At 44.9% G+C, this 21346-nt stretch carries 20 protein-coding genes; 3 read left to right on the top strand and 17 right to left on the bottom strand.

The features are described 5' to 3' along the window. The 8 genes from ABFC84_08030 to ABFC84_08065 form a co-directional block, all read right to left on the bottom strand. On the bottom strand, nt 1-224 hold a 224-nt coding region (locus ABFC84_08030), incomplete at its 3' end, for an aldolase/citrate lyase family protein (GenBank protein MEN6412698.1). 65 nt (nt 225-289) lie between these two features. Further along, nucleotides 290-562: a citrate lyase acyl carrier protein gene (gene citD / locus ABFC84_08035; protein ID MEN6412699.1), complete on the bottom strand. Its 273-nt coding sequence runs from the start codon at nt 560-562 to the stop codon at nt 290-292. A 72-nt stretch (nt 563-634) separates the two neighbouring features. Next, nucleotides 635-1162 (bottom strand): chromate transporter, encoded by a 528-nt coding sequence (locus ABFC84_08040; GenBank protein ID MEN6412700.1) that lies wholly within the window; start codon nt 1160-1162, stop codon nt 635-637. Continuing rightward, nucleotides 1155-1751: a chromate transporter gene (locus ABFC84_08045; protein ID MEN6412701.1), complete on the bottom strand. Its 597-nt coding sequence runs from the start codon at nt 1749-1751 to the stop codon at nt 1155-1157. The genes ABFC84_08040 and ABFC84_08045 overlap by 8 nt, the downstream gene beginning before the upstream one ends. A 51-nt stretch (nt 1752-1802) precedes the next feature. Further along, complete coding sequence (gene dcuC, locus ABFC84_08050; GenBank protein ID MEN6412702.1) at nt 1803-3074, bottom strand: C4-dicarboxylate transporter DcuC; 1272 nt, start codon at nt 3072-3074, stop codon at nt 1803-1805. Nucleotides 3075-3246: 172 nt separating this feature from the next. Beyond that, nucleotides 3247-4611, bottom strand: coding sequence for an MmgE/PrpD family protein (locus tag ABFC84_08055; protein MEN6412703.1), 1365 nt, complete (start codon nt 4609-4611; stop codon nt 3247-3249). A gap of 49 nt (nt 4612-4660) precedes the next feature. Further along, the gene (locus ABFC84_08060; GenBank protein MEN6412704.1) at nt 4661-6031 is read right to left on the bottom strand and encodes an MmgE/PrpD family protein; all 1371 of its coding nucleotides are present in this window, start codon (nt 6029-6031) and stop codon (nt 4661-4663) included. Nucleotides 6032-6812: 781 nt separating this feature from the next. Continuing rightward, a complete protein-coding gene (locus ABFC84_08065; protein MEN6412705.1) occupies nt 6813-8786 on the bottom strand; it encodes a methyl-accepting chemotaxis protein in 1974 nt (657 codons plus the stop codon). Nucleotides 8787-9226: 440 nt separating this feature from the next. Here ABFC84_08065 and ABFC84_08070 point away from each other — a divergent pair, with 440 nt between their 5' ends. Further along, nucleotides 9227-10105, top strand: a complete 879-nt coding sequence (locus ABFC84_08070) for a LysR family transcriptional regulator (GenBank protein ID MEN6412706.1) — start codon at nt 9227-9229, stop codon at nt 10103-10105. 269 nt (nt 10106-10374) lie between these two features. On the opposite strand, the gene ABFC84_08075 is transcribed toward ABFC84_08070, so the two are convergent. From ABFC84_08075 to ABFC84_08090, 4 genes are read right to left on the bottom strand one after another with little or no spacing between them, the layout of a single operon-like run. Beyond that, the gene (locus tag ABFC84_08075) at nt 10375-11610 is read right to left on the bottom strand and encodes a Xaa-Pro peptidase family protein (GenBank protein ID MEN6412707.1); all 1236 of its coding nucleotides are present in this window, start codon (nt 11608-11610) and stop codon (nt 10375-10377) included. 59 nt (nt 11611-11669) lie between these two features. After that, nucleotides 11670-13076, bottom strand: a complete 1407-nt coding sequence (locus ABFC84_08080; GenBank protein ID MEN6412708.1) for an MmgE/PrpD family protein — start codon at nt 13074-13076, stop codon at nt 11670-11672. A gap of 23 nt (nt 13077-13099) precedes the next feature. Then, on the bottom strand, nt 13100-14356 hold the full coding sequence (dcuC, locus tag ABFC84_08085; protein ID MEN6412709.1) for a C4-dicarboxylate transporter DcuC: 1257 nt from the start codon (nt 14354-14356) through the stop codon (nt 13100-13102). 29 nt (nt 14357-14385) lie between these two features. Beyond that, the gene (locus ABFC84_08090; GenBank protein ID MEN6412710.1) at nt 14386-15561 is read right to left on the bottom strand and encodes a MalY/PatB family protein; all 1176 of its coding nucleotides are present in this window, start codon (nt 15559-15561) and stop codon (nt 14386-14388) included. Nucleotides 15562-15925: 364 nt separating this feature from the next. Here ABFC84_08090 and ABFC84_08095 point away from each other — a divergent pair, with 364 nt between their 5' ends. Together ABFC84_08095 and ABFC84_08100 are read left to right on the top strand one after the other, a co-directional pair. Further along, on the top strand, nt 15926-16789 hold the full coding sequence (locus tag ABFC84_08095) for a LysR family transcriptional regulator (GenBank protein MEN6412711.1): 864 nt from the start codon (nt 15926-15928) through the stop codon (nt 16787-16789). Between the two features lie 388 nt (nt 16790-17177). Beyond that, nucleotides 17178-17459: a hypothetical protein gene (locus ABFC84_08100; GenBank protein MEN6412712.1), complete on the top strand. Its 282-nt coding sequence runs from the start codon at nt 17178-17180 to the stop codon at nt 17457-17459. Between the two features lie 39 nt (nt 17460-17498). On the opposite strand, the gene ABFC84_08105 is transcribed toward ABFC84_08100, so the two are convergent. Genes ABFC84_08105 through cbiM form a run of 5 tightly spaced genes read right to left on the bottom strand, consistent with a single transcriptional unit; the run spans nt 17499 to nt 20936 of the window. Continuing rightward, nucleotides 17499-18143 carry a CoA pyrophosphatase gene (locus ABFC84_08105; protein ID MEN6412713.1) on the bottom strand — a complete coding sequence of 215 codons (645 nt, stop codon included), beginning with the start codon at nt 18141-18143 and terminating at the stop codon, nt 17499-17501. Then, nucleotides 18136-18960: an ABC transporter ATP-binding protein gene (locus tag ABFC84_08110; GenBank protein MEN6412714.1), complete on the bottom strand. Its 825-nt coding sequence runs from the start codon at nt 18958-18960 to the stop codon at nt 18136-18138. The genes ABFC84_08105 and ABFC84_08110 overlap by 8 nt, the downstream gene beginning before the upstream one ends. Further along, nucleotides 18938-19894, bottom strand: a complete 957-nt coding sequence (locus tag ABFC84_08115) for an energy-coupling factor transporter transmembrane component T (protein MEN6412715.1) — start codon at nt 19892-19894, stop codon at nt 18938-18940. The genes ABFC84_08110 and ABFC84_08115 overlap by 23 nt, the downstream gene beginning before the upstream one ends. A 6-nt stretch (nt 19895-19900) precedes the next feature. Beyond that, nucleotides 19901-20236, bottom strand: a complete 336-nt coding sequence (locus tag ABFC84_08120; protein MEN6412716.1) for a PDGLE domain-containing protein — start codon at nt 20234-20236, stop codon at nt 19901-19903. Between the two features lie 13 nt (nt 20237-20249). Further along, nucleotides 20250-20936, bottom strand: a complete 687-nt coding sequence (cbiM, locus tag ABFC84_08125; GenBank protein ID MEN6412717.1) for a cobalt transporter CbiM — start codon at nt 20934-20936, stop codon at nt 20250-20252. Between the last annotated feature and the right edge of the window lie 410 nt (nt 20937-21346).

Consider the following 21346-nt stretch of genomic DNA (forward strand, 5'->3'; position numbering starts at 1 on the left):
TAGCCGAAATCCGTATTGACATGATTGATCCGTACCCCGACTTCGCAGGGATAGTCAATCGTTTTCAGCGCCTCGCAAACCAGATGCCGGGCGGCATCTTTTTCGGTGATAGCTACCGAATCCTCCAAATCCAGCATTAAGGTATCGGCGCCGTAGATGCCGGCATTGGTCAGCATTCCCGGATTATTGCCCGGCACAAACATCATCGTCCTACGCAATCTCATAACTTCTCCTCCTCTTCACAACCTTTACACATTCCTTACTATAAATTTTTGCTCTGCGAGTTCCTCTAGGCCAATGCCCGCTGAATGGCGGTTCGTACGCGAGCCCGGATGGTACAGTCCAAGGCGCCTTTGTCGTTAGCCTGTACCCTTACGTTTGTAATGTTATTTTCAACCAGCACCTCTTCAATGACTTGCCTGATTCTCCCACCGAACTGTTTGCTAACGGGACTGACGATTTCAATGAACGTCTCTTGTCTTTCACTTACCGGAACAAGAGTAATCATAATATCATTGGATTCAATCGTCCCAGCCTGCCCTGTCTTTGTAATCTTCTCCATATGCGCACCTCTATTTTTTTAAATAAACTACCATTATATAAGAATCCTGGGTATGTCGATCTAAAGATGAACTCAAATTAGCATTTCGATTATCCCTGTAAATGCAGCAACCACCATAATCCATAACGGGTTTAGCTTCATTTTGACTACGTTCCATATTGTGAACGCAATAAACAGATAAGCCAGCCAATCCGTATCAATACTTTGCGCAATAACCCAGCCGCTTGCAAAAATCAATCCCATGGAGATTGGTGCAAGTCCTTGCTCAATTGCTGTTTGCCAACGATTATTTTGGAACTTTAGCCATAGGCGGCTGCTAACGTAGGTAAGTGTGCAAGATGGGCCATACATGGCTATTGTCGCAACAATAGCGCCAGGCCAGCCGGCAGCCTTCCAACCGACGAGAGCGACTATTAACGATCCGGGACCCGGTGCAGCTTGGGTAATCGCGAATGCTGCTATAAACTCGCCATCTGTCAGCCAGTGATGCACGAGCACAGCTTCCCGGTGAATGTCGGGAATAACGGTATTACCGCCGCCTATTGATGCCAACGAAAGTGATCCAAACAATATAAGCAGCGAAAAAAATATACTATTCATCTGCTTTTTCCTTTGTGTTAGTTTTAACAGTATTACGCCAGCATACCAAAACACTTAAAGGAATTAACACTGCCAGTACCGGCAAAAGAGGCCAACGAAGCACGCCCACTGTAAAAAAAGAGGTCAGCATCAGGCAAAACGTCCATAGAGTAAAATTATATCGCTGAGACAACTTTACTCCCATGCCTAGAGTCATTCCAACTGCTACCGCAGACATTTCTTTTAGAGCTGCAACTACGCTCTGTATATTTTGAAAATGAAAATAAGCAATTCCCGCTGTAACTACAATAAAAAAGGGCACGACAATGAGGCCGGACAAAGCGGCTAAAGCCCCTGAAGCCCCTCTAAGGCGCAGGCCCACATAAATAGCAAAGTTAACTTGATTTGGACCAGGTAAAATACGGCATAGCGCAAAAGATGAAAGGAACTCTTCATCGGTTAACCATTTGCGTTCTTCCACGACAATTAATTGTGCCCAGGCAGAAAGGCTACCCCCAAAACTAGCTAACGATATTTTAAGATAGCCGATCAGGATATTCCATAAACTTACTTTGTGCTTTTGTCGTAAGGCGAGATTGGCATTCATCATTAAAACCCTCAACTTATTCTACTGACAGTGAAAACTTATTATCATTCGGGTTTATTTGTAGAGCATTAAAAACAAACTTGCTATGGCGGCTAAAAGCACCCCCAAACCATTGCGTTTTATTATCTCAAATGGGCTTACCCCTCCGGCGAACCTGGAGCAGATGATTATGCCCGGAGTAATTGGTGATACGGTACGCCCCAAAGCTCCCCCGATTGTGGCCGCACTGCCCATATCGGTGATCTGCAGCCCAAACTTGGCAGCTTCCACTGAAACAGCTTTATTGAAGGCCAAAGTAGCCGCCTCTCCCGTTCCCGCCATAACAGCCATTATGAACGGACCAAAGACCGAGCTGATTTTTGCAAAACCGGGGTTAGATATCATTGCATCTGTCAGTGCTTTTACCATACCTAACGAGTTCATGCCGCTAACAAAAATGGTTGCACAAATAATAATGCCAAAAATATTCCCAAAAGCATCACCCATTCCTTTAAAAAAGGCGCTGGAAACATCACCGGGACTCTTACGAACAACTAGGAAAGCGATAATTGTACCAATAATCATCGTATGTGAAATAGATAACGGTTTAAAAAGCGGTACTACTCCCGTACCTCCCAAAATCAAAATTGAAATTGGAATTACAGGAATACTCGCTTTAAGAGCACTAACTTTAAACTCTGCGCCCTGCGTGACCGCCATCGAATCTGGTGGTTCGTAGCCCCTATTCTCCTTTCGTATATACGCAACAATCACCAGATTTAAAATGATTATGCCTAATGCCACAAATATAGCAACCATATCGTTTGCGATTACATTGAGCGGAGTAGTTTTAGCCATTTCAGCCACAAAAACATTATGAACAAAACCCGGATTGAGCAATGAACCAAACGTGCCGCTGAATACTGCCGCAGCGGCCATCGCCGGATGTACTCCCGCCGCCATAAGTAACGGAATTAAAATTGATCCAGCCGCAGCCGAAGCTCCTGCTGCGCTTGTCAGTGACACATTAATGAAAAAGGTCACAATAGTAGCTCCGGGTATAAGAGCGGGGCCAACTCTTTTTAGTCCGTTCACTAACAGATGAATCAGATGCTGATCACATTCTGTAACCCTCATAACCACAGTAAATCCCATAACAGCAACGATTGGCTCGAACAGTTTATACTCATGCATTGAGTTGGAAAACGACTGGAATGTTGCCAGCGGGTCACCAGAAATAATAGCCATTGTAAGGCCACTAACAAAAAGGACCATCCGGGGTTCATACTTTCGTACTAAACAATACATAGTAGCTAAAACAATCACGCCGCCAATGAATAGAAACATACAGAGTCCTCCCCACAATGTAGAAATCAACTTTTCCTTAAAGTACGCCCTTTAACTAGTTTTAACTAAATCGGTAATTCAGGTGGGGAGTCTACCCCACCTGAATCAACGACACCTATAGAGGCGGGAGTCTTGGCACATCGCCTAAGATAAAGCCCCAGAAGTAATATTGCTATGGCACAAGTAGTCCGGTCAATTGCGAGACATCTTTTATTTCTTCCAAATTGTATATCGTGTTTACAATCTCATCCATTCTTTTGTCCGAAAGGATTTGGCCTGCCAGGCTCTTGAATTTCAAAATCAGATCATCTCTGGTCAATGGATTATCCGGACCGCCTTTGCCATTCCAAATAATCTTGGTAAATTCCCGTCCATCACGGGTACGTACCTTCATTTCACAACCCCATTTGGCCGGATAAGCAGCTGTATACTTGTCCGAACTGTGCACTGAGATACGGCCGCACAATTCTAGCAGTTTGGGGTCTCTGATTCGTTCTTCGGTAAACTGGCAAGTGCCGGCGGTACCGTCAAAAAATGCGGCGGCAATGCCATAGGGAATCGAGAATGTCGCTTCGAATCTATTTTTTGGTACTTGGAAAGTCCCGCATTGCTTCACACCGATTTCGTAAGTATATACATCAATTTTTTCAATATCTTCTGGTTTAATATTTTCCTCTTTACGCAACTCCAAAACACCATCAATCGAAAGATGCATGCTGCGGCAGCAAGCATACGGTTTTCGACCCACGCGCAGCACATTCCAATGTTCCCCCAAACGCTCGATAACAGTGTCACAATTATATTCATCCGATGTCGCACGGAAAAAGCCGCCGTCGCTGGCTTCCAAAATTGCGCTCGGCCCGGTCATACCGCCCTTTGCCAGCAAAGCTGATATTACTCCCGCTTCTGCGGCATGACCACCATGAAACTTCTTGTTCCCCGCTCCATCCTCCATAAACGCCCACAACCCGCTGGCCTGGGTACCGGCAAGGCCCAAAGCGCTCACAGTCTGAGCGGTGTTAAGGCCTAATATGTTTGCCGCGCTGGCGGCAGCGCCAAAAACTCCGCAAGAAGATGTCGCATGCCAGCCCCTAAGGCGATGAGAAGCCGTACCTACTGCAATGGCAACACGAAGACCGACCTCATAGCCAGTAGCCACTGCGGTAAGCAACTGCTTTCCTGAAATCTTTTGTTCTTCTCCCAACGCAAGCGCCCCGGGAATAACAACTACTCCCATATGGCACTTACCTTGGGGATGAAAGTCATCCATTTCCAGCGCATGAGCTGCGGTACCATTAATCAAAGCAGCCATTGGCACAGACGCTCGCCGATTGGTCCCCCATAGGGCACAGTCATCCTGCCGGTCATAGTGCTTCAGGGTATCGGTGATTCCCTTTACATCTGCTAAATTAACCGCCGGAATAGCTCCTGCCAACGTATCAATGATGTTTTCTTTCGCTTTTTCAGCCACTGTTTCGGGTAATTGATCATACTCCAATTGAGAAAAATAGGTCGCCAGCTTTGTTGTTAATGTCATAATCTTTCTTCTCCTCCCGATTTTTGTTCTATTATGAATGGCTTGCTGCTTATTCCATGATCATTTGATCCAGCAACCCGCCAATTTCTGTAAGCAAGTCAAGCTGCCGTATTTTCTTCAAGAGTCCGACGGCTTGTTCCGGCCGCAAATAAGGGCTGACATTATTTGTATATTTTAGAATAATGTCCTTTTCGTCGATGGGATTTTCCGCAGCCCCCTTTTCATATTTTTGGCTCTGCTGATACACGGTTCCATCATTGAGAGTCACTTTTACCCATCCCGGGAAATGACCGGGGTTCTTGACAGTTTCATCCTCCACGCACTCGATCTTATCAATCATGTCTTTGACCGCATCTTCTGACATATATTTAGGATCAATTTCCTGCGGACTTATTTTCCCTTTTAGCATCGTCATTGCCACTATATACGGCAAACTGAACCGCATGCCATAGTCGGTAGTCGGTCTTTTCTTTGCTTTTTCCGGCACACAGACAATATGATAGCAGCGTTTTTCGATACGACATTCAATCTGAGATACTTCCGCTGCTGTAAAGCTATGCTTCTTCTGAAGATCCAGCACGCAATCGATAAACGAATGAATCATATGGCAAATCGGATAAAGCTTCGCACCAATTTCCATAGTCCGCCATTTTTGGCCCAAATCACCAAAAGCTTCCTTTACGCCGTCCACCGACCCGAGATGCGTGGCATAAAGACCGTATTCCCCTTCCAAAACTTCATACGGACCAGTTAAACCGTTTTGTGCCATCAACAAAGCATATATTCCCGCATGACTGGCCCAGCCCGGATGAATTTTCTTGACCCATGATCCGTCATGGAGGAATTCTTGCAGTGCTGCAGCCTGACTGCCGCAAATTCCGAGCGCATTGATCAGTACGCTCTTAGGCAGTTTGAGCAGCTTTGCCGCCACGCAAGCCGACGCAAACGGCGCCACAATGCCGGTGCAATGAAACCCGCGGTCATGAAATCCTCCCCGTGCCGCCAGTGCTAAGCGAATAATAATTTCATAGCCGCAAATAATTGCACCTAAAATATCCTTGCCGCTGGCGCCAGCAGCCTCCCCTACCGTAAAAGCAGTACTAACCACACTGGCACTCGGATGAACCACTCCGCCTACGTGAGTGTCGTCATAATCCAGACCATGAATCAATGCTGCATTCGCCAAAACCGCATCGGCTATCCCAACTTTTTGCTTCGTTCCCCACAGAGTACTGGCCGGCTTGCTGGCGATATCCAATACAACCTTCCTGACACCTATTGCATACTCCAGATGATAAGCAGCGACAGCAACTCCCAACGAATCGGCTATCATTAGCTTTGCATACTCCCTCACCTCTTTCGGAACATCATTTAAGGAAAATTTCAGGGTATACTCAGCAATCAATTCCGATATTGACATCTTCTATAAACTCCTCCATCCTAATGTAAAAATAATTGCAATGTTTAAAATAATTAAAATCTTATATTTATAATAATAGTACGTTAAATGTAATAAGTAAAATCGAAGTATTATATTAAAACTAATTAATATTTTCTATCATAATGTTAAAATGAACTAATTTATCTCTCCTATGTTCTGCTGTCAATTTTTACGAAAATATTATTGAGTAATGTATGGTAAAATCAACTCAGATAACATATTCGCTGTAACAAACCATTAATTTTGATAGCTAAGATTTATCCCTGCCCCCACATGGCTTATCACTACTTGCTTTAAGGCAACCAAAAATTTTCAAATTCTCCTATAAAGCAAAACATTACTCTATTTGAAAAATTGTTTAAAAGCTTGAAATCCTTATAAATAAGGGATTCGGCCTTTTTTATCTTCTCGCATGTCAAAGATGGAATAATAGTATGTTAAACATAATAAATAAAATAAAAAATATTATATTGAAATCAATCAATATTTTCTATCTATGATTGCAAGTACAGTGAGAGAAAATACAGTACAAAAGTGTATGTTACTGCAAAAATTGCCGCTGAAATTAAAAAAACCAAGGCAGATCATACAACTCAGTTTAACTAATGCTATAGAATTATTTTGGGATCGGCCTGAGTATGAAGCTTTGATAGAATACAAAAACAGCTATTTATCCACTACTAGGTAAATAGCTGTTTACTATTTCTGTGAAAAAATCCAGATTTAGATGTTGAAGGCGTGACGTGACCTTGCAAATCACCTAAATCCTAAATTTAGTTACCGCACCTTGTAGATCCTGGGCCAACTTGGCCAATGCCTGGCTGGATGACGCGATTTCCTCCATTGAGGCCAGTTGTTCTTCGGTTGCTGCTGAAACGCCCTGGGACTCGCCTGCTGATTTTTTGCTAAGATCGTCGATCTTTTTGACCGAACCAACAATCTGCTGGCTTTCAGTAGCCATTTGCTGAATAGCCGCCGAAATTTCTTTCACTTGGTCAGTCACCTGGGTCACCACATTCATAATTTCCCTGAAAGCGGTTCCTGCGGCATTGACCACGTCGGCCCCTGTCTTAACCTCCTGCGTACCTTCGTTCATAGCAACAACAGCTTTATCTGTTTCTCCCTGGATTTCTCCAATGAGTTCGGCAATCTTCTTAGCTGCATCCTGAGACTGCTCGGCCAGTTTCCGCACTTCTTCCGCCACCACTGCAAAGCCCCGTCCCTGTTCACCAGCCCGGGCGGCTTCAATAGCAGCATTTAAAGCCAATAGGTTAGTTTGCCCGGCAATGCCGGAAATGGTGTCCACGATCTGGCCAATTTCCTTGGACCGTTCACCCAGCTTAGCTACAACCTGGGCGGAGGTGTTGACGGTATCTTCGATTTGCTGCATCTGTGTGACCGCTTTTGCCACTTCTTTGTTGCCATTTTTAGCTTTATCGGTCGCCTGAGCCGACTGATCGGCCACCTGGTTGGCATTTGCGGCTATCTGCTGGATGCCTGCCGACATCTGCTCCACTACGGCGGAAGTTTCGTTGGCCGCTTCCAGTTGCGCATTGGCCCCTGCGGCCACTTCGGTAATCGATGTAGCAATCTGATTGGCCGCCTGGGTTGATTGTTCTGCGCTGGCGGTCAGCTCTTCCGACGAAGCCGACACCTGCTCGGTAGCCCCTTGGACCTTTTGGATGAGTCCCCGTAGATTTTGCGTCATCCGCTCGAAACTCTGTCCCAGTCGGCCGATCTCATCATTAGAATCAACATTCAGTTTTATCTGCGATATATTGCCATCAGCAATACGATTGGCCTGTGCCTCCAGCATCTGAATAGGTCTGGCGATGCGACGGGCAAACCACGAAATAATTAGCGCTGTAATGACCAAAACAACAATAATGGTCGCTAATGAAATAGTTGTCAGTGACGATACTACCCCGGTCACCTCTGCCGTTGGCACATCGATCGCTAAAAACCATTTAGCTCCCGGCACCGGCGCAAAAGCTACCGTCTTGTGAACACCCGCGTACTCATAGCTGGCTAAACCCACCTCCCCCTTGACTACACGCTCATTGACTGAACGGAGTATCGGCGGAAAATTAGTGTCTTGCACGGTATTAACCTTCATTGCCATCTCCTTGTCAGGATGAATAATAGCCACACCATCTCCCTGCAAGACATAGGCATAACCAGTTTGCCCCACTTTTATTTCCAATACTTTCTTACTGATCTTCTCCATATTAATGGAGCCGTAGAGTACGCCACTCACCCTGCCGTCCGTTTTGACAGGAATGGCCACCACCGTTGTCGATTTGCCGGTAGACCTGGACACCACCGGATCGGAAATAAACGATTCTCCCTTAATTGCTCGCTGAAAATAATCTCTATCCGCCACACTGTCATGTTTCCCAAACGAATTAATAAATGTTCCATCCGGTTTAACGTAGCCGATGCTGTCGTATACCTTGTAGGTTTGGACAACATTGCTTAAAAAGGGAGCAATCGCTTCAAAATCCCCACTCTGGACTAGCGGCTCCACCGACATGATCAACAGTTCCGCTTTTCGTGCCTCCATCCAGTCACCAACATCGTTTGCAGAATTTATCGCCTTTTCGGTAATGTCCCTGTTCAGATTTTCGGTAATAATCGTTCGCGCCCTCCAGTAGTTTAAACCACCTAAGGCACTCATCGCTACCAAAAAGATCATTAGAATAGTAACCGTTAGCTTTGTCTGAATACTTTTCATAGATAACCTCTGCCTCTCTAATAACCAAATTTCCACGTGAAAACTCATTTGCATCGGTTTCATGAATTGTCACGTGATATTCGTTTAATTCAATTGAGTTCTTACCATCGCCCATTCAAATTGAATATGGCTATTCTGCTGAAATCGACTAAATGGTCATCGCTAAATTCGAAGGCTACAGTCAAAATCAGCAGCATTTATTCTTACTGCTTTATTAAATACCACCACTGCCGCCCATCGTCTGGGCCGAACCAAAAGCTAAAGCTAAAATTTTATGTTATCATAAAGTAAACTAGTGAAAGTTACCCACAATAATGATGAATATTTAAATAATTGAAATCTTATATTTATTGTAGTACAATAAATATAATAAGTATAATCGAAGTATTATATTAAAATTAATTAATATTTTCTATCGGATTTTAATGAGGTAATTTTTTATGGACGAAAAAGATTGGCATATGCTGAAAGTAATAGCCGAGGAAAAGAATGTCACCCGGGCTGCCGCACATTTATATATATCGCAGCCGGCACTTTCCTACCGGCTGAAAAACTTAGAAAAAGAATTGGGAACCGACCTGATAGTTAGAAATTCAAGTGGCATCATTCTCACGTCCGAAGGTGAATATCTGCTATCCTTTGCGAAAAAAATGCTGCCGGAATTGAGAAAAGTGAAAGACCATATCCAAAATATGAAAGGAACAGTCCAGGGAGTTCTGCGGCTTGCCTCATCTTCGGTTTTCGCCTATTATGAACTACCTGCAATATTGAAAGGCTTTCAGCAACTCTATCCGGAAGTGGAATTTCTCCTGAAAACCGGTCGAAATGATACCGTTAACCAACTACTGCAAAAAGGCGAAGTTCCTCTTGCCTTCATCCGCGGGGACTACCTTTGGATGGAAGAAAAGCATCTGATTTGTGAAGAGCCAATCTGCCTTATCTCCTCTAGTTCACTAAACATTAGAGATTTACCTAATCATTCGCAAATCACTGTTTCTACTGCAGGAATACATAACATGGTTGAAGAATGGTGGCGACAGACTTTTGTCGTCCCCCCCCGTATTGGTATGGATGTAGACAACATGAATACTTGCCGGCAAATGGTACTGCACGGTCTGGGCTGGGGGATCATTCCCGCTATAGGCCTTAAAGGTTACGACTCAATTTTTCGAAAAGAATTACACTGGAAAAGCGGCGAACCACTTTCAAGAAAGACATGGTTAATGTGCCGGACTTCTTCCATGGAATTATCCGCAGTACGCTCCTTTGTAGAATACATAAAATCGCTCGATCAATTTTCTTCTAATAGGGAGTGTTAATTCATCACAGTAATAGGGATAACGGCCCATAAGTAGTCGTCGACTGCATCACCAGCAAAGCAGTACCAAAATGAGCAGGTTCTTCTTAGCAAAAGATAAGGAAGACCTGCTCATTCATCTATTCGCGCTCGCATTACTTTCTCAGCAAACCGAAGACTTGCCATAAATTACAAGCCTAGCTATTTAAATCAGCACACAGCAACTAATTCAATCCTTACCAAGACACCTTTCGATGCTTATATGCTCTAGTCTATGAAAACTTTCTAACTCTAGCAGCGAACTTTTATCAACTCCATTGGCCAATCGCAAAAGTTTTCATAACCATCTTCCGTTACAACAATAGTATCTTCAACATTAAAGCCACCCAGCCCATTTATATACAACGGGGCTTCCACCGAAAATACCATATTTGGTTCAAGGACTGTATGATCAAAAGCAGCAATAAATGGAGCACGTTCATTCTTGGATACTCCCACAGCATGTCCAAGATGTCCGCGAGTGTACGCATGCAGTCCGGTACCGGCATTACGAATGGTTTCCTGTCCGATATGAAAAAGTTCCGAACATTTCACCCCCGGTTTGATAGCATCCATCATCGCTTTCACGCCTTTTGCCAGGGTTGAGTAAACTCGGGTCTGCAGTTCATTCGGTTCACCGATAACCATGCTGCGGCCGATATCTGCCATATACCCCTTTAAATTAATGCCGGGATCAAAAAAAATAATATCACCTTTTGCTGCACGATAGGGAGCTGACTGAGCTTTCGGAGCGCAATCTCCGCCAATGGACATGGTACATTTGTTATCCTGATAACCAGCGCTGGGATCTGCACTCGCAAGCTTTAACACCGCCATTTGATATTTCATTCTCACTTCCCCAACAGTCAACCCCAGCAGTTCTTCCTGCGCTACCATCAAAGAAGCCTTTTGCGTCATTTTTGTTGCTTTTCTAATGATATCAATTTCGTTTTGAGTTTTTACCGCCGCAACATCATATAACATTCTGCTGCTATCCACAAAAGTTGCCTGAGGAAGTGCCTCCCGAAAATAGGACATTACGTTTTGGCAAGCATAATCAAATTCAATCCCGATTGTCCCTGTCGCCAAGCCTTTTTCTTTCAGAATTTGACAGGCAGTTTCGGCATTTTTCTTAATATCAAATTGGAAATGTTTTTCTACTCGTTGAAGCTTATTGTCAAGCAGGTCCTGCAGATCAAATATTTCTGTCCAAATTGGGAAAACCCGAACATCCTTTATCCATGAATTTTCTCTAGCCGGAACCTGTTCCCAATTGCTCACAATAATAGCCGGTTCCTTGTTTTCATCACGGGGTATTATGGCAACACCTGCCAATTGCCGACCCGATCCGGGAGTTGACTGCATTCCACCCATATGATACTGAAAACCGGTGGTATAGTAGAAAAATTCAGGTTTCACTACTACGACCGCATCCATGTTGGCTGCACTCATCTTTTCCTTCAGTCTCGGTAAATTAACGTTAGCCATTCTAACATCTCTCCTTTGAGTTTCTTGTATTTATTTTAAATTTGACTTGGCTGGCACAGTTAAACAAAGCATCGGATCATTTCCTGGATATCCTTGAGTTTCTCCAAATTAAGGATCAGATCAATTCCCTTATCTATACTGCTCTGAGATATTGGCTTTATTGAATACGAGACACAATCCCGGAATTTTTCAATAAGAGCTTCCGTAGTAACCGGATTATTATAGTGACCATAAGGAACATCCACTCTGGTAGAATAAGTTTGACCTTCACGCATTAAAATGTCTACTCTGCCGGCAGGAATGCCGCCTGATAAATTTTCATCAAGCTTAACATCATATTCCGGTATAACCTTGTTCGCAACTTCCAAAACTAACTGCTCTTGAAGAAATTCAGGCTGAAAATCTGCAACAATTGCTCTTTTTTTTGCAATAGCCACTGCCACTGCAAAAGGAAGACTCGTATTGGCAAAAAAGCTAGTCTGCGGTCTTCGTCTTTGTTCTAAAGGCTCACAGAGACTTTTGCTAAAATCGTCGCCATAGAAGATCTTTACTGCTGCCACATCAGCTGCATCAATATGATAAGTATGCACAAGTTGCAAAGCAGCATCAATATAGGTATGTGCTCTCCGGCAAGTTGGCCAGGGCTTATAACCAATCATGGAAAGCGTATATTCTTTTCCTAATCCTTCAATTAAATAAGATGGGTCATACCCTCCCTGGAAGTAGTTATTGAAAAAACCAGCCTTACTTTCAAAACAGTCTTTAATTCCGGTAATTCCTCGTTTAGCCATCATGGCAGAAATTACTCCCGCCTTACCGGGAAAGGCATTCGCTAGTACTCCGATGTCCGCACCTTCGCTATAAACCATTTGCAAACTGCCGGCAGCCTGCAGAAAAGCGATACCCAACGCATCACTCATTGCCTCTGCGTCCAGTTGAAGCAGCTTGCCGGCCGCAGCCGTAGAACTGAAGGTACCAAATAACGGTGTAGGATGCCAATCATATTTAAACCCGCGGCTGCTTTTTGTGACAGACAATCCCAGGCGAATAATAAGATCCATTCCCAGCACCATAGCAGTAATAAATTCCTTGCCACTTACCTTGCCAGCCTTTTCTGCTATGGCTAAAGCAGCTGGCAAAGTCACTGCCGTCGGATGAACAAATGCTTCGCCAACCACATCATCATAATCCAGTGTCTTGGTCATAGAACCATTCGCAAAAGCAGCCATCATAGCAGGAACTTTATCACCAAACCCTAAAATACTGCTTTCTCTTTTTCCGCCATCTTCCCTGATCATCGCTACGACTTTCTGACAGCTCTTCGCCACTCCACTGGCACCAACCATAACTCCGATCGTATCTAAAATACTTTTCTTGGCAATATCAACAATATCTTTAGGTAAATCCTCATAGGTTATCGCCGCAAGATGATTGGCTATTTTAATGGCAACGTCTTGTTTTTTCATATTCTCCTCCCATACAAATTTAATCAATGTAGCAATATGAGCATAGTAGCAGCGCAGGCAAGAATGGTACCCGGGGCATTACGTTTGGCAATTTCCAGTGGATTAACGCCGGCTAATCCTGCACAAATCACAGTCACACCGGCTATCGGTGACATGGCTCGTCCAATTGACCCGCCAACGCTTACCATACTCGCCATATCAAGCGGATTTATGCCAAAAGATGCTGCATAAACAGTAACTGCTTTATTAAAAGCGACAGAAGCTCCAGCAGCGGTTCCAGTTAAAACGGCCATAAAAAAGGGTCCAAAAGCTGAAGTGACTTTTGCAATTGCCGGATTAGAAATTAAAAAGGTAGTAAATGCTTTAACTAACCCCGTAGCTTCCATACCTTGAAGAAAAACCAGAGCACAAACAATAATCCCCCATATCTTATTAAAAGCCTCCCCCATGCCTCGCCAAAATTCTTTCGTTATTTGGGCCGGACTGATGCGGGTAACAGCAAAAGCACAAAATACGCCTATGATCATTGCGTGAGATATACCAATTGTTTTAAGAGCGGGTATCTGTGTGCCTAAAAACAAGATGGTCAGAGGAATTAACGGGACCACAGCTTTTAGCAAATTAACCCTGAAATCTTCAGCTACAGTCTGTTGCTTATCTTCAGCGGGCTGATACCCTTTATGTTCTTTCAGCAAAATTGCCATAAGCAATAAACTGGCTGACACAATGAGCGCCGAAACAGCAACGGCTATCGTCTGATTGGTTACAACCGCTACCGATGTAGCTTTCGCTGCTTCTGCCCCTACCACATTTATTGAATATCCCGGATTCATGCAGCTTCCAAACGTTCCGACAGCAACAGCTGAAGCAGCAATTGCCGGATGAACTCCAGCTGCGACAAGAATAGGTATCGCTATTGCCCCAAGAGCTGCTGCAACACCGGCTGCACTGGTAATCGCCATATCCGCAAACATCGTAATAATAACTGCCAGCGGAATAACCAACATCCCCCCTTTACGCAGAGGTCTTGTTGCTAGCTGGATTAGATGCTTATCGCATTCGGTTGCCTTTAAAACCATAGCAAAACCCATAGAGGATATAATTGGTTCTAAAATCACTGTTTGCTTTAATGCATTGGAGAAGGCTTTAAACCCTAGCAGCACATCTCCTGAAACAGCAGTCATCAATAACCCGGAACAGAAAAGAATCATTCTGGTTTCGTATCGTTTAAGCATCAAAATAAAGGTAATAATCGTGATTACGGCACCGATAATGACCAACTTGTCTGAACCTCCTTTTAGAATGCTACCTATAAGTTGTTAACCGCTTTTTCAATCCGCTGCAATGCCTCTGCCAAAGTAACGCGACGGCACCCAATGTTCATACGCATAAAGCCGATACCCGGTTTGCCGAACATTTCACCGTCGTTCATGGCCACTTTCGCTTTTTCCAGCATAAACTTGTTGAGCTCCGGCTGGCTCAGATTCAGTTCACGGCAATCAAGCCACATCAGGTACGTAGCCTCCGGTTTGATAACTTTGATTTTCGGAATGTGTTCTTCAAAGTATGGCAGCATAAATTTAATGTTGCCTTCCAAATACTCGACAACCTGGTCCGCATAATAATCGCATTCGTTGTACGCTACTTCAAAAGGCAGCGTGCCGAATACCGTGCGCCCTTCGCCTTTATTATTGAGTGTGCTGACATGGTATCTTTCTCTTAATGTTTCATTGGGAATAATGACTGCCGCTGTACGGGTGCCGGCAATGTTAAAGGTTTTGCTCGGATTCACGCATACCAGGCAGTTGTTTTTAATTTCTTCCGACAATGTACCAAACGGGGTGTGTTTTTTCCCCCAGTATACGAGATCGGAATGAATTTCGTCGGCTACTACAATAACATGATGTTTTAAGCACAATTCGCCGATTTTCAACAGTTCTTCCCGGCTAAACAGGCGGGTCAGCGGATTATGCGGCGAGCACAATAACATAAGTTTTGTTCTGGGATCCTTCAGTTTATTTTCCAAGTCTTCAAAATTAATTTCGTATCTGCCGTTTTTCAAGATAAGTTCATTTTCGGCTCTAATTCGTCCGTTATTGACAATGCTATGATGGAATGGATGATATACCGGTGTTTGAATCACTACTTTATCACCTGGATTAGTAAATGCACGGATAGAATACACCAGAGCCGGAACTACGGCTGGTGCGAACTCCACCCATTCTTCTTCAATATGCCAGCCGAAGCGCTTTTTCTGCCAATTAACCACTGCCTGATTAAAAGTATTACTGCTAATCGGATACCCATAGCTGCCAAATTGAGCCCGTTTGACCATAGCATCGACAACAGGTTGCGGGCACTTAAAATCCGTTTCGGCAATCCACATGGGAATCACGTCTTCCGGGTAGCTGTTCCACTTTTTGCAATCTGTTCCTCTGCGATCAATCACTTCTTCAAAATCGTGCTTCAACGTTGCATTTTTCATATTGTATCTCCTCCAAATATGTAATATTTTTATATACCCAGCCAGCAGTACAAGCAGCAGCAGTCATAAGCTGTCTTTTCTAATCGCCATACATGACCAGTCCATCTGTGCCACATTCCGGTATGCGATTTTATTCCGGGACGACAATGATTGCTTTGCAATCGGCTCATTTCATGTCTTATACCATCCTCCGTCTAGACTAAAATATTTAGGCTATACTGAGTAAGCCAACAAGGGATGCTAACAATAATGACGAATATTTACAAATATATCCGATATCCAGCACTCTACTTATGCTTGTTGAAGCCCATGTGCAGCTACCGTTTGGTCAGTTTATTAAACTACAAACATGAGGTAATATGTAATGTATAATGTAGATTGGCTTATTTTGAAAACAATATCAGAAGAAAAAAACATTACTAAAGCGGCTGAACGTTTGTATATTACCCAACCTGCAGTTACACGCCGCTTGAAAAATATGGAGAATGAGTTTAAGGCGAACCTTGTCCTAAGAACTCCCGGCGGCATAATACTTACCCCTCAAGGAGAAGAACTGCTGGCTTATGCCAAGAAAACATTGCTAGAATTTAAACATGTTAAGGAACGTATCCAAAGTATGGAGAATAAAGTACAAGGTTCCTTATTTTTAGGTGTCTCTTCCGACTTGTCCCATTATGAACTGCCGGAAATACTAAAAAACTTTCTGCAAATTTATCCTGATGCCGAAGTTTCTCTCAAAACCGGACGCAGCCAAAAAGTACTCCGCATGCTGCAAAAAGATGAAATTAGCTTGGCAATTCTAAACGGCGATCACCACTGGGATGGAGAAAAATGCTTGTTGAGAGAAGATCCTATTTGCCTGGTATCCAGTAAACCCATTACACTCAAAGATTTGCCCTATAGCCCGCGGATTGTAGCTAGTTCATCTATGCAGAGTCAAATAGATGAATGGTGGCACCAAACATTTTATTGTTCACCAGTTGCCACCATGGAAGTTGATAGCATTGATAGCTGCCGCCAAATGGTATTGCACGGTCTTGGCTGGGCCATTCTGCCTTCTATCGGTTTAAAACAGTATGATAAAGTGTTTAGCAAAAATTTGTATTGGGAAGATGGCACACCGCTGGTCCGGCGCACATGGCTGATGTACCGTAGTTCATACCTGCAGTTACCAATTGTTTGCGCCTTTGCAGAGCATGTAAAAAAGCACTTTCAAGCAGCTGTATAAGTAATGAATTCCATCCTCGTCAGTCAATAGCCTGAATTATATGATTTAATTATCAAAATTCGAATTTTCGATTACAGTATATAATAATCGAAACGGAGGGTAAAATAACCATATATTATGTTGTACCATAACTTTTTTGCAGGCTGGTAATTTTACTTAGCACCCACCATAATAGCTGTTCTCTATGACTCACTTTGTCGGCATACCCTGCATTGTTGCGATATTAGTCAGAATCTTGCGTCAAAACCAGCAATGGTTCAGCCGTTGCATCAAACAACAGCATATACTTCTTTTTGCTCTGTCAGGATTCAGGCTTTTTCTTAACCATAATGCTATAATGAATGCAAGTCATCACAATTACATAGATGCAGCAAAGGAGCGTGTTACTATGAAAGACGTCCAGCATTTTACTCCATCATCACCGCCATTGAATGGACCTGCTGTAAAGATGCTCGAAGATGCGCTGGGTAAATCCCCCAGTAAAACGATTTGTCTGGAGATTAATCATGCAGCCTATCAGCTTTCCCGGGAAGGCCGCTGGTTTAAAATTTCTTTGCTGACCAAAAAGCGAACGATAAAGCGGGCTACAATATTTGAAACCATTACGGAAGTTTATAACCAGATCATCCACGGCAATACTTGGCGAATTGCGTCATCCGAGACTGTTTAAGGGAATAGAGTTAAAAAAAAAACGCCTTCCAGGCGTTTTTTAATTTTCCTGTCGGCAGATTTTTAAAAAGCCAGACAAAACCCGGGCCGTCAGACCCCAGATAACATACTGCTCATACTGATAAAACAAGACCTCATAAGTTCGGCGGTGTCGCCATGTGTTGGGATAAGCCGGCAGGAGTGCGTAAGGGAAGCCTGCTACCGGCTTTGTAGCCAGTTCCATCGCAGCTGTCTTGGGACTTGCCGTCAGCAGAAAGGTAAGCGGCACCGTGAAAATCTCGACTACTTCCGCCGAATTAAGCCTCATTTCCGTCCCGCCTTCGATCCAGCCGACAAAAGGCGCAAGTGCCACACCAATAGGGCTAATCATCTCAGGCAGCCCGCCGGCTAATTTGATATGTCCTGCCGCTACCCCTAACTCTTCACTGGTTTCTCTAACTGCCGCGGCAGCCCGCGAAGAATCCCCGGGCTCAACTTTACCGCCGGGAAAACAAATTTCTCCCGGCTGCCAGTGCAGCCGACTGGACCGTACTTCAAATAATACCGCAGGCTCACCGTCTTTTTCCACAATCGGTACTAAAACAGCAGCGGAAAAGTAGCTCCCCTCAACACCGTCTTTAACGGCTTCCCGTGAAGCCAATATCCTGGAGAGCCGATTATAGAAATTGTTCATATTTTTATTCATTCTTCACCTCATCAACATGCCGGTGTACATGCACATGTCCATCCTGTCCATGGATGTGAACATGCTGAGCTGCACCGATTAAGTTAGCAGCCAGCAGCAGCTCCCGGTTTTCCAGAATAGGAATCGGCCGGTCATCGGCTATCAGGCTGTGACCATCGCCCAGCACAACTACCCTGTCGGCTAAATCAGGCACCAGATCCAAATGATGGGTTGCCGCAATAATCGTTTTACCCTGCCGGCTGAGCTGATTCAGCGTACTCCTCATCCAGCTCTGGGTTTTCGGATCAAGTCCGTTGGTCGGTTCGTCTAAAATCAGCACTTCCGGATTTACCGCCAGCACGGCGGCAATCGCCACTTTCTTTTTCTCCCCGCCGCTTAAATGATGGGGCAAACGGTCGGCTAAAGGCCGGATTCCCACAAAATCCAGCAATTCTTCCGCCCGCTGCCGGGCCGCACCATATTCCATCCCCATATTGAGAGGTCCAAACAGAATCTCGTCAAGAACACTGGCACAAAAAATTTGTACATCCGAATTTTGAAATACAAAGCCAACCCGCCGGCGGTAAGCGGCGGCAAACTCTTTATCGGCCATGCTTCGAGCCGTGATTTCCCGGTTAAACGCAATAAAGCGTCCCCGCTGAGGAAAAATCAATCCGGCCAGAATTTTTTGCAAGGTGGATTTACCACAGCCGTTAGGCCCCAGCAGCACCAGTTTCTCCCCGGCAGCAACTGCAAGACTGACGTCCTGCAATGCCGGTTCTTCCGGACGGTAACAATACCCGATATGCTGCAAATTAAAAATTAAGGTTTCCGGCAAAACAGCTTCCTCCCCACACACTAATCGCAACCAAAACCACAATGCTGAGAAAACAAACATCCAATATATCCAACCGCAGCGGTGATGATTGATGATTGACTCCCGTATACCCTCTGGCTTGCATAGCCGCCGTAATCTCCCCGCTATACTGCCACAGCATCCGGAAAAACCCGGCCAAAGCGCCGCCAATCCAGACCAATTTCCCCTGTGGTGTTTCCACAGCCACCAGACGACTTTTCCGGCCCAATATATACTCCGTTAATAACAATAAAAATAAGAACAAATACCGATAGGTAAGGTCCAACACCATGACAAATACCGACGGCAGTCCCAGCCCGCCGATCGCTTTGGTTAACACCGGCCAGCGGGTCGTCTGAACAAGCAAAGTTACCAATCCAAGGGAAGCCGCTGCCCGGAGCAGTATAAAAGCCGCTGACATAAGTCCCTGACGGGTAACTGACAGCTGCTCCGGCAAAAAAAAGGAACCTATATGATAGCCGCCAGTCCCCTGGTAAAATACAACAACCGCATCACCGGGTGTAACCCAGCTCAGAGTTCCCGGCAGAGCAGCAAGTCCGGCAAACAGCAGTGCAGGAATCCACACCCGCTTTATATACTTGTCTATTTCCACTCCGGATAGCACAGCAACACCAGCCAGTAAAAAATGCACAGCCGCCAGAGCCGCCAAACTGGGAGAAAGAGCTACCGCCAAAAGCAGAATACCGGTCCCAATCAACTTAACCCGCGGCTCAACCCGCTGCAGCACACCTGTTCTCGCGGCAATGGCCGACTGATACATATCTTCGGCCATGATCTGCTGAATATCCGCCAGGGTTTTTTCCAAATAACCGGTCCGACGCCACCACCCCGTATGAACGACCGGCAGTTGGCCATATTCTGCTCCACTCAGCCAGCCGGGAAGTTCCCTATTCATATTTCGTTAACCTTTCTTTTCCGGAACAGGCAGCGTTCTCCGTCCTACAACCAGCCGCGTATACACGGTCATCAACAAATAAATCAGCCCGGCACCAATCCCGGCCGATAACAAATAGCCAATTTTGCCGGCAGCTTCTCCCTCACCGATAAACTTTAGGCTGTAATCAGGAAAAACCGCTTTCCACCATGAATCTGCCTGCTCAATTCCCTGAGGAACATAACCAACGACTGCCGTCAAATCATCGGCACCCCATTCCCCCCAGGCAGTTCCCTCCGCCAACATTCCCAACGGTGTCAGCAAAGCTAAAACGATTAATAGTATCCAGCAGCGACGAATCATGATCTATTCCCCCCTACTTTTCATTTCCATTTGGCGCAGCTACTTCCGGCGCGGTTTTCCAGACATACTTTACCACCAATGCAGTAACCGCTGCTTCCACAAATCCGGCTACCAGCAAATGAGCCGTCATCATCGCCGGAATGGCCACACTCAGGCCATAGGGACAGTATAGCGGCGTACCATCAGCAGCAGTAAACAGCAGCGGCTGAATGCCAAATTCTATGGCGGCCGCCAAGGCTGCCAGATTCAGCCCCACATAACCGCCGATACCGGCAGCCACCACCGCTCGCAGAGAACCGCCAGCAGCCCTTCCGGCCGCCAGCCTGTACATATAGTACCCGGTAAAAGGCATAATAACCGCCATATTAAATGCATTCACCCCAAACGCCAGCATGCCCCCGTCGCCGAATACCAACGCCTGAATAAACAGCGCCACGCTAACGGCAACTACAGCCGCCCAAGGGCCGAGAACAATCGCAATAAGCACACTACCCACCGCATGCGCCGTTGTGCCATCAGGAATCGGCACATTAAACATCATAATTAAAAAAGCAAAAACCGCTCCCATAGCCATAAACGGAATCCTGGCCACATCAAGACTTTTTTTGACTACAGCCGATGCCCGGTACCATACCGGAAGCATAACAGCGCCTAAAGTCAAACAAGTAGACGGACTCAAATACCCATCAGGAATATGCACAAAAAAACCTCCTAAAAATAAAATCCACAAATTAGGGACTCCGGAATATTCCGATTCCGTTCCGGCCTTCGTGGACCCTTCATGGGCAATTATCCGCATAATAAGAAAAGACTTGGCTTATGCCAAGTCCGTTAGGACGCCGGCAGAAGGCTTAGTCGTTCTTACTTATAATCAGAAAGTCGATATACTTTCTGATTATGGGATAAAATCTCTTCATGAGATCGTTACTTTAAATTATACTATACCCCTACTAGGGAAACAAGTCTTGCATATAAACACAACGCATAGCTCATAGCAAAAAGCACTCATTTTCATGAGTGCTTTTTGCTTCAACCAGCAGCTATCTATCCTCCCAGGCCGTTTCCAGCCAAGTACTTTCGACGTTTATGGGCTTAACTACTGTGTTCGGT

This window comes from Veillonellales bacterium (genome assembly GCA_039680175.1).
Taxonomy (GTDB): Bacteria; Bacillota; Negativicutes; order JAAYSF01; family JAAYSF01; genus JBDKTO01.